The organism is Pseudomonas sp. F-14 TE3623 (assembly GCF_053629015.1).
The window spans coordinates 4,850,465-4,864,125 of sequence record NZ_JBRJHM010000001.1; the positions used below are offsets into that span (position 1 = coordinate 4,850,465).

The following is a 13,661-nucleotide window of genomic DNA, read 5'->3' on the forward strand; positions in this document are numbered from 1 at the left end:
GGCTTTGTCGCGGAGTCTGTGCCCCGCCCACGCAATGGTTGAATTCGGGTCGTCTCAGCAGGGTGTGGCGGCGCCTTTGCGCGCGTACCACCACCAGGTCACCACGATGCAGCTCAGGTAAAAGCCGACGAACATGTAGAAGGCCATCTCCGGGCCGCCGGTCAGGGCCATCGAAGAGCCGAAGGATTTGGGAATGAAGAACGCACCGAAGGCGCCCATGGCTGAACTGAAGCCCAGGACGGCGGCTGACTCTTTGCCGGCATTCTTCAGCGCTTGTTCGCGCACGGCGGATGGTTTTCCGGCCGAGGCTTTTTCATGTTGGGTGCGGAAGATCACCGGGATCATGCGGAAGGTGGAACCGTTGCCGACGCCAGTGGTGATGAACAGCAGCATGAACATACCGAGGAAGCCGTAGAAGTTACCGCCCTGGCCGCTTTGCGGCAGAAAGTGCAGAACACCGAACACCATCACGATCATCAGCACGAAGTTCCACAAGGTCACTTTCGCGCCACCGAGCTTGTCGGCCAGCCAGCCACCCAATGGCCGTACCAGAGCGCCAACCAGTGGACCGAGAAAGGCAAACTTCAAGGCAATCACGTCAGGGAAGGAGGTTTTGATCAGCAGCGGAAACGCGGCGGAGAAACCAATGAACGAACCGAAGGTCGCCAGGTACAACCAGCACATCAACCAGTTGTGTTTGCGTTTGAAGATCACCGCCTGTTCGCTGAAAGAAGCGCGGGCACTGGACAGGTCATTCATGCCGAACCAGGCCAACACCGTCACCAGGACAATGAAGGGCACCCAGATGAAACCGGCGTTCTGCAGCCACAACTGACCACCGTCCGGCAGTGCTTGCGGCGAGCCGCCCATGAAGCCGAACACCCCGAAGGTGATCACCAGCGGCACGCAGAACTGCATCACCGAGACGCCCAGGTTACCCAACCCGGCATTGAGGCCCAGGGCCGTGCCCTGCTGCGACTTGGGGTAGAAGAAGCTGATGTTGGACATGCTCGATGCAAAGTTGCCGCCACCAAAACCGCAGAGCAAGGCAATCAATACGAACACGCTGTACGAAGTACTCGGGTCCTGCACGGCGAAGCCCATCCAGATCGATGGCAACAACAGCGACGCGGTGCTCAGGGCGGTCCAGCGACGGCCACCGAAGATCGGCACCATGAACGAATAGAAGACGCGCAAGGTTGCACCGGACAGCCCCGGCAACGCCGCCAGCCAGAACAGTTGGTCGGTGGTGAAGCTGAAGCCGATGGCGTTCAAACGCACAATCACCGTGCTCCAGACCATCCACACCGCGAAGGCCAACAACAGCGCAGGAATGGAAATCCACAAGTTGCGGGTGGCGGTCTGTTTGCCGCTACTTCCCCAGAACGCGGGGTCCTCGGGGCGCCAGTCATGAATGACCGGGCCTTTGTCAGGCTTTTGCAGAACGGACATGTTCTTCTCCTAGGGCAATGCTGGAAATCGGGGACGGGGTCAGCAGCGGCGCTTTACCCAGCACCGGGCTTTTGCGTATTTCGCTGAAGTACATCCAGGTGAGGGAGACCCAGACCACGCCGTACATCAACATGAAGCAGGAAGAGCGCACGCCGGTGAGGTCCACCAGGGCGCCGAACAGGATCGGCAGCACAAAACCGCCCAAACCACCGGCGAGGCCGACGATGCCGGACACCGCGCCCATGTTTTTCGGGTAGTCATTGGCGATGTATTTGAAGACCGAGGCCTTGCCGAACGCGAAGGCGATGCCCATGACGAACAGCAGCACGGTGAACAGCGCAGGGCTCAGGCCGATGTGGAAATCCACCGGGCCGTTGATGGTCTGCACTTGCAGTTGGGTCTGGGGATACGAGAGCAGGAACAGGCAGATCCAGCTGACCCACAACACCCACCAGGTCACGCTTTGCGCACCCCAGCGATCAGACATCCAGCCACCGACAGCGCGCAGCACGCCACCGGGCAGGGAAAAACAGGCCGCCAGCAGCGCCGCGCTTTGCAGGCTGAAACCGTATTCCTGCACGTAGTACTTGGTCATCCACAACGCGAGGGCCACATAGCCGCCGAAGACGATCGAGTAGTACTGGCAGTAGCGCCACACCGCAGGGTCTTTCAGCGAGCGCAGTTGCTCACGCAAGGTGGCGCCGTTGGCACTGCAGTGGTCCTTGTTTTCGGCACTGAGAAACCAGAACAGCAGCGCGGTAATAAAGAGGATCGCGCTGAAGACTTTTGGCACCAGCTGCCAGCTGCCGGCGGCGATCAGTGCCGGGGCGAGAAACTTGGTCACCGCCGCCCCGGCGTTACCGGCGCCGAAGATGCCCATCGCAAAGCCCTGGTTCTCCTTGTCGAACCATTTGGCGACGTAGGCAATCCCGACCGAGAACGAGCCGCCGGCCAGGCCGACGAACAAACCCAGCACCAGGAACTGCCAGTAGGCGGTGGCGTGACTGATCAAATACAGCGGCGCGACGCAGGCCAGCATCAGCAGGAAGAACACACTGCGTCCGCCAAAACGGTCGGTCAGCAAACCCAGCGGCAAACGCACCAACGAGCCGGTCAGGACCGGGGTCGCGGCCAGCAGGCCGAACTGGGTTTCGTTGAGCTGGAGAAGGTCCTTGATCGGCACCCCGAGCACGGCAAACATCATCCAGACCATGAAGCACACAGTGAAGGCCAGCGTGCTCATGCCCAGCACCAAGCCTTGTCGTACACGCGGTGGGTTCACAATGCTCTCCAGTCAGTTAGCCATGGCGGCAGACTAGAGAGGCCAACCCCGCAAAAACTTGACCCATGTCAACGAAGCCCATGGGGGCATAGGCCTATGCTTGTGCGGTCTACCTCTAAGGAGGTAGTGCAATAAAGCCTTAAAACCCTTTATTTATCAGCTCGTTAAGGGTTTTAACCGACGCTTTTGCTGACAAGGAACAGTCGACAACTCTTTAGAGGTAGCGCGCCCGGGATCGGCGGCAAAACCCCACGCTGGAACTTTGCATGCTTTGTTTTCTGATCTTTTCCCCGAACCTGCGCCGATGATGCGCTGGTTGCGCAGCTCCCTGCCCGCTCGCGCCGGGCTGGCGGTGATCCTGATCGCCGTGCTGGCGCTCGCCAGTTCGTTGAGCGCCGGGCTGATCGCCTGGTTCAGCCAGGGCGATGCCGCCGCCATCAACACCGCAGGCTCGGTGCGCATGGAGACCTATCACCTGAGCTGGAAACTGGCCGCGGGGGCAACGCCCTCAGAAATCGCCGCTATCACCGACAGCCTGCAAACCCGTCTCACCAGCCAGTCACTCAAGGCCGTGCTGGAAGATGGCCCGACCGCCGCCCTGCAAGTCAGCTATGGGCAAATCCAGCAACAATGGAACGAGGATTTACGCCCGGCACTTGAGCGCGGTGATGCGGCAGCCTTTCAAGTCCAGGCTCATTCCTTCGTTGAGCAACTGAACCAGTTCGTCAATCTGTTGCAGCGTCAAAGTGAACAAAAGCAGGGCTGGCAACAGGCGATCCAGGGCATGGCCTTGTTCACCACCATGATTGTCCTGCTGATCGGGTTGTACGAGTTGCAGTACGGTGTCGTCACGCCCCTCAAGGAGTTGGTGGACGCAACCCAGCGCTTTCGTCGCGGCGACTTCAAGGTGCGGGTCAACCATCAGTCCCAGGACGAGCTGGGCCAGTTGGCCACCAGTTTCAACACCATGGCCGAAACGATCGAAGAGTCGCACCGCACTCTGGAAAGTCAGGTCCGGCAAAAAACCCTGAACCTGCAACAAGCCAATGCCGCCCTGGAGCTTCTGTATCAAAGCAGCCGAAGCCTGGCCACACGCCTGGCCAATGCCGAAGGCCTCGATGAATTGATTCGACGCTTCCAGCAACGCCTGCCCGGCTTGCGCCTGTCGCTGTGTCTGCAAGGCCAACTGCAGGCACCGGCCCAACAGCTACTGGCCCTGCATGGCGCGAATATCCGCGAAGTCTGCGCCAGTAGCGACTGCGCTACTTGCCAGAAGCACCATAAAGCCAATCCGCAAGCCTTCAGCATCAGCAACCAGGGCAGTGAACTGGGTGAGCTCAAGGCGCACTTTGTCGACGGGCATTCCATGCAAGCCTGGGAAACCCGACTGATCCAGGCCTTGGCCAACCTGATCGGCACCTCACTGTCGCTCAAGCGCCAACGGGAACAGGATCATCGCCTGCTGCTGCTCGAAGAACGCACGATCATCGCCCGCGAGCTGCACGATTCACTGGCCCAGGCCCTGTCCTACATGAAGCTGCAAGTCAGCCGCATGCAGACCCTGATGCGCCGGGGCGAACCGGTCCAGACCCTGGAAACCGTCACCGCCGAATTGCGCGAGGGACTGAACAATGCCTACCGCCAGTTACGCGAGTTGCTGACGACTTTTCGTTTGCAGATTCACGACGCGGGACTGGTGCAGGAACTCAAGGACACCGCCGAGGAATTTTCCCGTCGCGGGGAGTTTCAGGTGCATCTGCACGTCGACACGCTGGCCTTTCAGCTATCGGCCAGCGAACAAATACATATTCTGCAGATCACCCGCGAGGCGCTCTCCAACTGCTTGCGCCACGCCCATGCGCAAAACGCCTGGCTACAACTGCGCCAGGACGGCGAGACGGTCAGGCTGTCGGTCGAAGACGACGGTCGCGGCTTCAGCGGCAATGTCGATCAACGCGAACACCACGGCCTGAACATCATGGATGAGCGGGCTCGCAGCTTGCACGGCCAGCTGCAGATCATCTCCAGGGAACCCCAAGGCACCCGTGTCCAGCTGGAATTCCACCCGGAATTTCTCGGGCAGCAAACAGAAGGTAGCGTCACATGACCCCGTCCCCGCAACACAGAATCCTGCTGGTAGACGACCATCCGATGATGCGTCACGGCATTCGTCAGATGCTCGAACTCGAAGATGATTTCCTGATCGTCGGCGAAGCCAGCCAGGGTGAAGAAGCACTCGGCCTGATTGAGCCGCTTCGACCGGATCTGGTCTTGCTCGACAACAACATGCCGCAAATGAATGGCATCGAAACCCTGCGCCGATTACGGGCGATGCACTACACCGGCAAAGTGCTGCTGTTCACTGTGTCGGACGCCGAAGACGATATTCGCGACGCACTACGGCTGGATGCCGACGGTTATCTGCTCAAGGACATGGAACCCGAACTGTTGATCCAGTACATCCGCGATGCCTTGAACGGCGCCTTGGTCATTAGCCCCGGCCTGACTCAAGTCATGGCCCAGGCGCTGCGCTCGCCGCCGCGCCAGGCCGTGGTGGAACTGACCGAGCGTGAGCGTCAGGTGTTGAAAACCATCGCCAGCGGCTTCAGCAACAAGGTCATCGGGCACAAGCTGGGCATCACCGAAGGGACGGTCAAGGTCCACGTGAAAAACCTGCTGCACAAACTCGGCTTGCGCTCGCGGGTGGAGGCGGCAGTGTGGGCCATGGAGCATCTGCGCAGTGCGGGCTGACGGGCATCCCTCCTTGGAGGTAGGCCTGCAGAGGCATAGGTCAATTGGCCTGCGCTCTCTACTATGACGGTCAGCGGAGGTACGCCATGCTGACCCACCCTTCCATCGTTTTAACGTTGCGTCGTCATCATCTGTTCAGCCAACTGCCGGAGAAAGTCTTCGAGGAAGTCTGCAACCTGGCCATGCTCAAGCGCCTGAGTTGTCACAGCACGCTCATGCATCAAGGGGATCCGGCCAAGCGTTTTTTCCTGCTGGTCAGCGGCCAGGTCAAGTTGTACCGGCTCACCGGCGAAGGCCAGGAGAACCTGGTGGAGATCATCCAGCCCGGCCAGACCTTTGCCGAAGCCTTGCTGTTCAGCCAGGCCCGGCTCTACCCGGTGAGCGCCACCGCGCTGAAGGACAGCGTGCTGGTGAGTATCGAGGGCAACCATTACCGCAATGCCCTGGAGGACCAGCCGAAAGTCTGCCTGGCGATCCTCGCGAGCATGAGCGTTCACCTGCACCTGCGTCTGCGCGACATCGATACCTTGACCATGGCCAGTGCGAGCCGTCGGGTGATCAATTTTCTGTTCCAGGAACGCCACCCGGTCACCGGCCAGATTGTCTTGCAGGTGTCCAAACGCCTGGTGGCGTCGAAGCTGGGGATTCAACCGGAAACCTTCTCGCGGATTTTGCATCGCCTGGTGGAGTGCGGCCTGATCGCCATGGAGCGTCGCCATATCAGCATTCTCGCTGAAGAAGAGCTGGCGGCTTTCCAATAGTCGGAATTGACCGTCATCAAGGCGCAATGCCACGCGCCTTGCACACTGGCAGCGTCCATCCACGGAGAGTACAAATGCCCCGTTCAACCCTGCCTTTGGTTTACTCCTGCTCAGGTTGCTCCAACGTCGCCCAACTGGCCAACACCCTGGCCGTGCGACTGGACCGCAGCGGCCTGGCTGAAATGTCCTGCATCGCCGGTGTCGGCGGGCATGTGGCGGCGCTGGTCAACAAAGCGCGCTCGGGGCGCCGGATCTTCGCGCTGGATGGCTGCCCGTTGCAATGCGTTGAAAACTGCCTCAAGCAACATGGCCTGCATGCTGATGTGCACCTGATTCTCAGTCATTACGGGCTGCGTAAACGCCATGGTGAGGATTGCACGCAGGCGCAGAGTGATGAGTTGTTTGAAGGGATCAGGCAGTTGATTGCCAGTGATGCTCGCCAGCATGAAAGCCGCCGGGAAACGATGGCCTGAAGAACAACAAAAATCCAATGTGGGAGCGAGCCAGTTCGCGATAAGGGAGTGTCAGTCGACATCAATGTTGAATGTACCTGCCTCATCGCGAGCAGGCTCGCTCCCACACTTAATCTGTGTCGGTCATCCTGCCGCCAACCCCTTCCCCGCCCGCTCCAGATTGCGCCACAACCACACAGGCAACACATCAGGATCCAGACTGTCGATCAGGTTCTTCAACGCCAACCCCAACTCCGTATCACCCTCAATCACCAAACGCCGGCGAAAGAACAGTGTATCCGGATCTTCCTGACGGCTCGCCAGCAATAAAAACTCCCGCCAATTACCACTGATCGTCACATGCGCCACGGCGTGCTCGGCAATCCGCAGCCCTTTACCGCTGAGAGTCAAGTACCAGGACAACCCCAGATCAGGAATCCGCAAACACAACCAACGCCCACGCAAAACCTCGAACTCACCATCGCGCAACGGCTCGGCGAGGTAACGATTCAGCGCCTGTTGCAACGCCAGGCGCTGCACGGAAAAAGGCACCCGGCGCACCAGCGGCAACAACCGGTCGGCACCTTTCAACAGCCACTTTTTTCGATTCAACACAGGCCGACCTCCTCGACGCGCAGCATGCCGGCCTGGCCATGCCAATAACCATTGCACCCTTCTACAAACAGCGGCGGTGTCTCGCCCAGACGAACCCGTTGATAGGCAGCGACCACTTCGGCCATGCCCTGAGCACGAGGGCTCAAGCGCAACAGATCGGCGCCGCAGGCCACCAGCCCGGAGTAATCGGCCAGCAGATTGGTCACCTCGGCCGACATTGTCTGAATACCGTTGATGGTGAACAGCGCCTGCCCTTCCTGACTGGTCAGCGCCAGGCCGTCGGGGTAGTTGATGCAACAAAACTGGCAGTCATCCTTGGGCCGGTTTTCCGCACGGGCGGTGAAGCAGCGTGCGGAATAGGCCAACGGCAAATGCCCATACGCAAAAATTTCAACTTCCGGCACTGCACGGCCCAGTTCGCGTACCTGTTCGATCACATCACTAATCAGCGCCGCTGAACATTCCACAGGCGGCACCCAGCGGGTCATTCCGCTGTCGAGCAATTGCGCCAGCGCATGACCGTTGTACAGATTGAGGGCCGGGCCGCCCACGAACGGCAACTTGCGCTCAGCCAGGAATTGCACCGCGCCCATGTCGTTGGCTTCCACCAGCAATTGGCCGTTGTCGCACAGCCGGCGCAGGCTGGAGAGTTCGGACGCCGCTTCGATCAGCGTCAGACTGGAAAGCACCAGTTGCGCCTGGCTGCATTCCTGCAACTCGCGTCCCAACCCCAGCCATTGATCCAGCGAAAAGGCCCGGCGTTTCGAGCACACGGTTTCCCCCAGATAAATCACGTCCAGGGGCAAGGCCGACATCTCGGCGTAAAAGTTGCTGAGTTGCTCTTTGTCCCAATAAAACAGAACCGGTCCCAGGCTGAGTTTCATGTCGAATCCCTCATTGCCATGATCGATGATAAGCACCCAGAGTGGTCTGGCTGCCTTCGGACAAACCGGCCAGCACCTGACGCCATTCCTCCTTGACCCGAAAACTGCCCGGCGCGCCACGATGGGCGTCCAGTGCCGCGCGCCAGACGCGGGTGACTTGTTCGACATAGGCCGGGCTGCGTTGGCGGCCTTCAATTTTCACCGCTTCGACGCCGATGGCCGTCAGTTCCGGCAGCAAGTCCAGGGTGTCGAGACTGGTGGGCTCCTCCAGCGCATGAAAGCGTTTGCCGCCGACCAGGAAACGGCCCTTGCACAAGGTCGGGTAACCGGCCGGTTCGTCAGGGGTGTAGCGATCGATCAGCACTTCGCTGAGCCGTGCGTTCAAGCCTTCGGCGTCTTCGCTCCAGCGCACCGCCTTGGCCGGCGAACAGACACCGCACAGGTTCGGCGACTCGCCGGTAATGTAGGAAGACAGATGGCAACGCCCCTCGGCCATGATGCACAAGCTGCCGAAGCCAAAGACTTCGATGGGCACCGGGCTGCTGGCGGCGACCTGGCGTACTTGCGCCAACGACAACACCCGCGGCAGCACCGCGCGGCGAATGCCATAGCGCTGCGCATAAAACTCCAGCGCCGCGGCATGGGTCGCCGAGCCCTGGACCGACAGGTGCAACGCCAGTTGTGGATGCCGCTGACTGGCGTAGTTGAGCACCCCGGGGTCGGCGGCGATCAGCGCATCGACGCCGAAATCAGCGGCGCGATCCACCGCTCGCTGCCAGCGCTCCCAACCCTTGGGTTGCGGGTACGTGTTGACCGCGACGTAGAGTTTTCGTTGATGCTGACGGATATGGGCGACCGCGGCGTCGAACTGTTTGTCGTCCATGTTCAGCCCCGCGAAATGCCGGGCGTTGGTGTCATCGCGAAAGCCGACATAGATGGCATCGGCGCCTTGGCGCACCGCCGCTTTAAGCGCAGGCAGGTTCCCTGCCGGGCAGACCAGTTGCATGGGTAATCCTCATGAAAAAACGCATCCGGGCCATCGCCTGATGCCCATGACGCAAAGGTCCGGGGCGATCGAAAAAGGCGCTGCCAGTCTAGCCAGACCGGCAGGCACGGCCTTGACGGCAATCAATTGCCATCAATGCATCAGGTCGGCGAAGGACAGGAACATCACGTTGTCGTGCTTGAGCACTTGCTGATCGCACTCGATCACCGCCAGCCCATCGGCCCAGCACGCGGCGGTCAACATGGCCGAGCTTTGCTGAGGGTGCAGTTCCACGCTCAACTGGCCGTCGGCGCCGGGCGTCAATCTGGCCCGCAGGTACTGCCGACGCTTGTTACGTTGCAACCAGTCGAACCCGGCGGGCACGGCCAACGGCACCGGCAGCACGTCAGTCACGCCTTGGGCCCTGAGCAGGAACGGACGCACCACCACCAACGCGGTGATCAGCGCCGCCGAAGGATTTCCCGGCATGCCGATCCACGGTTTACCGGCCACTTCGCCAAAGGCCAGTGGCTTGCCCGGCTGGATGGCCAGCCGCCAGAAATCCACGTTGCCCAGTTCCTCGATCGCCTGTTTGAGGTGATCTTCCTCGCCCACCGACACGCCACCGGAGCTGAGCAGCAGATCGCATTCCGAAGACGCCAGGCTCAAGGCATGCCGGCTGGCCGCCAACTCATCGACCATGACGCCATAGTCGTGCACCTCGACGCCCCAGCCGCGCAACAACGCGGCGAGACAATACCGGTTGCTGTTGTAAATCTGCCCCGGCGCCAAGGCATCGCCCGGCTCACGCAGTTCATTACCGCTGCTGAGCAGGCACACCTGCAACGGCCGATAGACCTCGACCCGCGCGATACCAGCGCCAGCCAGCAACCCCAGTTCTTGTGCGCGCAGGCGTTTGCCGGCCTTGAGCAACAGATTCCCGCGGCGAACTTCCTCACCCTCCTTGCGCACATGATCACCAACGGATACAGGCGGGAACCAGACGCGCTGGCCCTCGACCCGGCAGCGCTCTTGCGGCACCACGGTATCGGAGCCCGGTGGCAATGGCGCGCCGGTAAAAATCTGCACCGCCTGCTGCGCGAGCAAGGGCGAGCACGCTTGATCCCCCGCCGCAATGCGCCCGCCAATCGCCAAAAAGCCACCCGCCTGGGGCAGGTCAGCCGCCCTGAGGGCATAGCCGTCCATGGCACTGTTGTCCCAGGCCGGCAGGTTCACCGGGGAATGAACATCCGCCGCCAGCACCCGCCCCATGGCTTGATCCAGACGAACCATTTGCGCCAGAGGCGGCGGCGGTGCCTGGTCCAGCAGACGGCTGATGGCCTCGTCCACAGGCATCAGGTTGCCGATGTCGCACACCCGGCCAGTCATGTGCGCGTCCCGCAGGCGTCGATGATCCGCTGTGCTTGCGGTTTCAAATGCGGGGCGAAATTGCACGGGCCGGTGCGACTGTCCAACTGTTCGAGGAGGATCTTGTTCCAGGCCGTCCGGCAGGCACCCGGCGAGCCTGGAACGCAGCACACCAGCACGCCGTTACTCATGCCGGCCAGTGCCCGGGACTGCAGGCTGGACATGCCGATCTCCTCCAGAGACACCTGCCGGAACAGTTCGCCGAAGCCTTCCACATGTTTGTCCAGCAATGGCAAGACCGCTTGCGGTGTGTTGTCGCGAGCGGTGAAACCGGTGCCGCCGGTCATCAAAACCACTTGCACCTTGGGGTCGGCGATCCACCGGGAAACGGTAGCGCGGATCTGATAAATGTCGTCTTTGACCAGATCGCGATCGATCAACACATGCCCGGCTGTTTGCAGCAAATCCGTCAGGGTCTGCCCCGAAGTGTCGGTGTCAAAAGTGCGCGTATCGCTGATGGTCAGTACGGCGATGTTCAGGGGTTCAAACGTGCGTTGCGCCAGATGGGCCATATCCAGGTCTTCCCGTAGATGAGGGTATGGCCCGAAGCCTGAACCGGAATAGCGAGCGAGCCAATTCCTCCAAGGAGGTACCTCGTCGGGGACATAAGTAGAATGCTCAGGCACAAAGACCTGTGGGAGCGGGCTTGCTCGCGAATGCAGTGTGTCAAACAACATTAATGTCGACTGACACACCGCATTCGCGAGCAAGCCCGCTCCCACATTGTCCTCCGTCGCTACAGGTTCTGCGCAATGGGGCTCAAGGCGCCAACCGGCTTCGCTTCCACAAACCATCGCGCAAACGGTAGTCGAGTCGATCATGCAAACGGTCAGCCCGCCCCTGCCAGAACTCCAGACGTTCAGGGCGCAGGCAGTAGCCGCCCCAATGCTCGGGACGCGACACGGTCTGGCCAACGAAGCGTTTGATGGTTTCAGCCAGCATGGATTCCAGCGCTGCACGACTGGCCAGCGGGCGACTCTGCGGTGAAGCCCAGGCCCCCAGGCGACTGGCCATGGAACGAGAATCGAAGTACGCATCCGACAACGCCGGATCGAGTCTGGACACCTGCCCTTCGATACGCACCTGACGCTCCAGTCCCGGCCAGAAAAACGTCATCGCGGCATAGGGATTAGCGGCCAGTTGCTGACCCTTGTCGCTCTGGTAGTTGCCGAAAAAAGTAAAGCCTTCATCGCTCAACCCCTTGAGCAGCAGAACCCGACAGTGCGGCCGTCCTTCAAGGTCGACCGTCGCCAGCACCATGCTATTGGCCTCGACAGGTGCGCACTCGGTGTCGCGGGCCTGTTGCAACCACTGCCGAAACATCGCCAGCGGATCGTCCAGCGCAGCCTCATCTTGCAAGCCATTAAGGGTGTAGTTACGGCGCATCTGAGCCAGGGAAAGCGGCATGACGGTGATCTCCGGAAGGTTTTACGCAGTGTGCGAGGCACTGCGCAAAGCCACCTTGACCGCCATCAACACTGTCGCCTACTTGAGACGCAGCCGCCGCGCCAGTTTGTGCAGGTTGCTGGGGTCGACTTCCAGGATTCGCGCGGCGCTGGCCCAGTTTTCCCCGGACAGGCTCAGGGCCTGGAGGATTTTCTTGCGCTGGTAATCGTCGACGGCTTCGCCCAAGGGCTGGAACGGCAGATCAGCCGTAACGTCCGGGGATGGTTCGACCACCGTCCCCGATGCCGCCATCGCACTGTCGAGATCGAGAATTTCAGGCTCCAGCGTCATGATCAACGCGCGACTCGTCCCACGACTGAGCTGCTTCAACGCCGCCCGACTGATCACGTGTTCCAGTTCGCGTACATTGCCCGGCCAGGTATAAAGCAGCAGCGCGCGTTCGGCCGCCGGCGACAGGCGCAAACCACGCAGGCCGAGCCGCGCCCGATTGAGTTCAAGGAAATGCCCGGCCAGCATCAACACATCGTTAGCGCGCTCGCGCAGGGGCGGAATCGGCACCGGATACACCGAGAGCCGGTGATACAGATCGGCGCGAAAAAAACCGTCGCGGATGCTGTCCGGCAGATGCCGGTTAGTGGCGGCGATGATCCGCACATCGACGTGCAGCGGCTTGTCGGCGCCGAGGCGCTGGATCTCACCGTTCTGCAGGGTGCGCAGTAACTTCGCTTGCACGCTCAAGGGCAGTTCCCCGACTTCATCGAGAAACAGCGTGCCTCCGTTGGCGGCATCGAAGCGTCCGGCACGGTCACTGGTGGCGCCGGAAAACGCGCCTTTGACATGCCCGAACAACTCACTCTCTGCCAGCGACTCCGGCAAAGCGGCGCAGTTAACGTGGATCAGCGGTTTGTGGTGGCGCCGTGAAAGACGATGCAAGCGCCGGGCGAACAGCTCTTTGCCGACGCCGGTCTCGCCCAACAGCAATACCGGCAGATCGGAGTCGGCCAGTACATCCAGCTCATTGAGCAATTGATGCAGCACCTCACTCTGCCCGAGGATCTCGCCCTCCTCGACCGGCATTCGCAAGTCCTGGGGATCGCTGCGGGACAGACGCAAGCTACGGTTTTCCTGTTCCAGACGGGTGACCCGCACGGCGGCTTCGATCTGCAAGGTGCAGCGCTTGAGCTCCTCCCGCGCCCGACTGTCGAAGGTCCCGGCGTGCAGCGCATCGAGGGTGATCGCGCCCCAGATCCGTCCTTCGACATAAAGACTCACGCCCATGCAGTCATGCACCGGCAGCGGTTCGCCGACGTGATTGTCGAGCAAGCCGTCGTAGGGGTCTGGCAGGCGACTGTCGGGTTCGAACCAGGTCGGCTCGCGCGACGCCATGATTGCCGCCAGCCGTGGATGCTGGGCAATGACGAACCGGCGCCCCAACGCTTCATGAACCAGCCCCACCGTCGCCACCGGCCTGAGGCTGTCGTCATCCAGACGCAACAAGCCCACGGCGCCACTGTTGAAGTATTCGCGCAGGGTCTGCACCAATCGTTGCAACCGCACGGCATTGGGCAACTCGACGATCAGGTCGGCTGCCAGGCTTTCTCGCAGCATGGTAGTAATCACCCTCTATGGTTGGATTCACCCTAA

Annotated in this window: 13 protein-coding genes; 4 read left to right on the forward strand and 9 right to left on the reverse strand. The window is 60.9% G+C overall.

What is annotated here, in order from left to right; translation table 11 throughout:
- Positions 1–54 precede the first annotated feature (54 nt).
- Together AB7M29_RS22575 and AB7M29_RS22580 are read right to left on the reverse strand one after the other, a co-directional pair.
- Entirely contained in the window at positions 55–1,452 is a 1,398-nt protein-coding gene (locus tag AB7M29_RS22575) for a NarK family nitrate/nitrite MFS transporter (RefSeq protein ID WP_454248019.1), read from the reverse strand.
- Positions 1,430–2,734, reverse strand: a complete 1,305-nt coding sequence (locus AB7M29_RS22580; RefSeq protein ID WP_454248020.1) for an MFS transporter — start codon at positions 2,732–2,734, stop codon at positions 1,430–1,432. Before AB7M29_RS22580 ends, AB7M29_RS22575 begins: the two co-directional genes overlap by 23 nt.
- A gap of 304 nt (positions 2,735–3,038) precedes the next feature.
- Between AB7M29_RS22580 and AB7M29_RS22585 the strand changes: the two genes are divergently transcribed.
- The 4 genes from AB7M29_RS22585 to AB7M29_RS22600 all read left to right on the forward strand — a co-directional run bounded on the left by AB7M29_RS22585 (position 3,039) and on the right by AB7M29_RS22600 (position 6,719).
- Positions 3,039–4,841: a HAMP domain-containing protein gene (locus AB7M29_RS22585; RefSeq protein WP_217856444.1), complete on the forward strand. Its 1,803-nt coding sequence runs from the start codon at positions 3,039–3,041 to the stop codon at positions 4,839–4,841.
- Entirely contained in the window at positions 4,838–5,485 is a 648-nt protein-coding gene (gene narL, locus AB7M29_RS22590) for a two-component system response regulator NarL (RefSeq protein WP_052964418.1), read from the forward strand. The genes AB7M29_RS22585 and narL overlap by 4 nt, the downstream gene beginning before the upstream one ends.
- Before the next feature lie 86 nt (positions 5,486–5,571).
- Positions 5,572–6,246, forward strand: a complete 675-nt coding sequence (locus AB7M29_RS22595; RefSeq protein ID WP_201060713.1) for a Crp/Fnr family transcriptional regulator — start codon at positions 5,572–5,574, stop codon at positions 6,244–6,246.
- A 74-nt stretch (positions 6,247–6,320) separates the two neighbouring features.
- Positions 6,321–6,719, forward strand: coding sequence for a putative zinc-binding protein (locus AB7M29_RS22600; protein WP_454248021.1), 399 nt, complete (start codon positions 6,321–6,323; stop codon positions 6,717–6,719).
- Positions 6,720–6,842: 123 nt separating this feature from the next.
- On the opposite strand, the gene ubiT is transcribed toward AB7M29_RS22600, so the two are convergent.
- The 7 genes from ubiT to norR form a co-directional block, all read right to left on the reverse strand.
- The gene (gene ubiT, locus AB7M29_RS22605) at positions 6,843–7,313 is read right to left on the reverse strand and encodes a ubiquinone anaerobic biosynthesis accessory factor UbiT (RefSeq protein WP_454248022.1); all 471 of its coding nucleotides are present in this window, start codon (positions 7,311–7,313) and stop codon (positions 6,843–6,845) included.
- Entirely contained in the window at positions 7,307–8,197 is an 891-nt protein-coding gene (locus AB7M29_RS22610) for a U32 family peptidase (RefSeq protein ID WP_217856452.1), read from the reverse strand. The genes ubiT and AB7M29_RS22610 overlap by 7 nt, the downstream gene beginning before the upstream one ends.
- A 10-nt stretch (positions 8,198–8,207) precedes the next feature.
- Positions 8,208–9,203, reverse strand: a complete 996-nt coding sequence (ubiU, locus tag AB7M29_RS22615) for a ubiquinone anaerobic biosynthesis protein UbiU (RefSeq protein WP_454248023.1) — start codon at positions 9,201–9,203, stop codon at positions 8,208–8,210.
- Positions 9,204–9,335: 132 nt separating this feature from the next.
- On the reverse strand, positions 9,336–10,571 hold the full coding sequence (locus AB7M29_RS22620; RefSeq protein ID WP_454248024.1) for a molybdopterin molybdotransferase MoeA: 1,236 nt from the start codon (positions 10,569–10,571) through the stop codon (positions 9,336–9,338).
- Positions 10,568–11,122: a molybdenum cofactor biosynthesis protein B gene (gene moaB, locus AB7M29_RS22625; RefSeq protein WP_201060718.1), complete on the reverse strand. Its 555-nt coding sequence runs from the start codon at positions 11,120–11,122 to the stop codon at positions 10,568–10,570. The genes AB7M29_RS22620 and moaB overlap by 4 nt, the downstream gene beginning before the upstream one ends.
- 247 nt (positions 11,123–11,369) lie before the next feature.
- Positions 11,370–12,017 carry a pyridoxamine 5'-phosphate oxidase gene (pdxH, locus tag AB7M29_RS22630; RefSeq protein ID WP_454248025.1) on the reverse strand — a complete coding sequence of 216 codons (648 nt, stop codon included), beginning with the start codon at positions 12,015–12,017 and terminating at the stop codon, positions 11,370–11,372.
- A gap of 78 nt (positions 12,018–12,095) precedes the next feature.
- Positions 12,096–13,625: a nitric oxide reductase transcriptional regulator NorR gene (gene norR / locus AB7M29_RS22635; protein WP_454248026.1), complete on the reverse strand. Its 1,530-nt coding sequence runs from the start codon at positions 13,623–13,625 to the stop codon at positions 12,096–12,098.
- Positions 13,626–13,661 lie beyond the last annotated feature (36 nt).

Coding starts and splice junctions, on each gene's coding strand:
- AB7M29_RS22575 (WP_454248019.1), bottom strand. CDS start 1,452: ATGTCCGTTCTGCAAAAGCCTGACAAAGGCCCGGTCATTCATGACTGG.
- AB7M29_RS22585 (WP_217856444.1), top strand. CDS start 3,039: ATGATGCGCTGGTTGCGCAGCTCCCTGCCCGCTCGCGCCGGGCTGGCG.
- narL (WP_052964418.1), top strand. CDS start 4,838: ATGACCCCGTCCCCGCAACACAGAATCCTGCTGGTAGACGACCATCCG.
- AB7M29_RS22595 (WP_201060713.1), top strand. CDS start 5,572: ATGCTGACCCACCCTTCCATCGTTTTAACGTTGCGTCGTCATCATCTG.
- AB7M29_RS22600 (WP_454248021.1), top strand. CDS start 6,321: ATGCCCCGTTCAACCCTGCCTTTGGTTTACTCCTGCTCAGGTTGCTCC.
- AB7M29_RS22610 (WP_217856452.1), bottom strand. CDS start 8,197: ATGAAACTCAGCCTGGGACCGGTTCTGTTTTATTGGGACAAAGAGCAA.
- ubiU (WP_454248023.1), bottom strand. CDS start 9,203: ATGCAACTGGTCTGCCCGGCAGGGAACCTGCCTGCGCTTAAAGCGGCG.
- AB7M29_RS22620 (WP_454248024.1), bottom strand. CDS start 10,571: ATGACTGGCCGGGTGTGCGACATCGGCAACCTGATGCCTGTGGACGAG.
- moaB (WP_201060718.1), bottom strand. CDS start 11,122: ATGGCCCATCTGGCGCAACGCACGTTTGAACCCCTGAACATCGCCGTA.
- pdxH (WP_454248025.1), bottom strand. CDS start 12,017: ATGCCGCTTTCCCTGGCTCAGATGCGCCGTAACTACACCCTTAATGGC.
- norR (WP_454248026.1), bottom strand. CDS start 13,625: ATGCTGCGAGAAAGCCTGGCAGCCGACCTGATCGTCGAGTTGCCCAAT.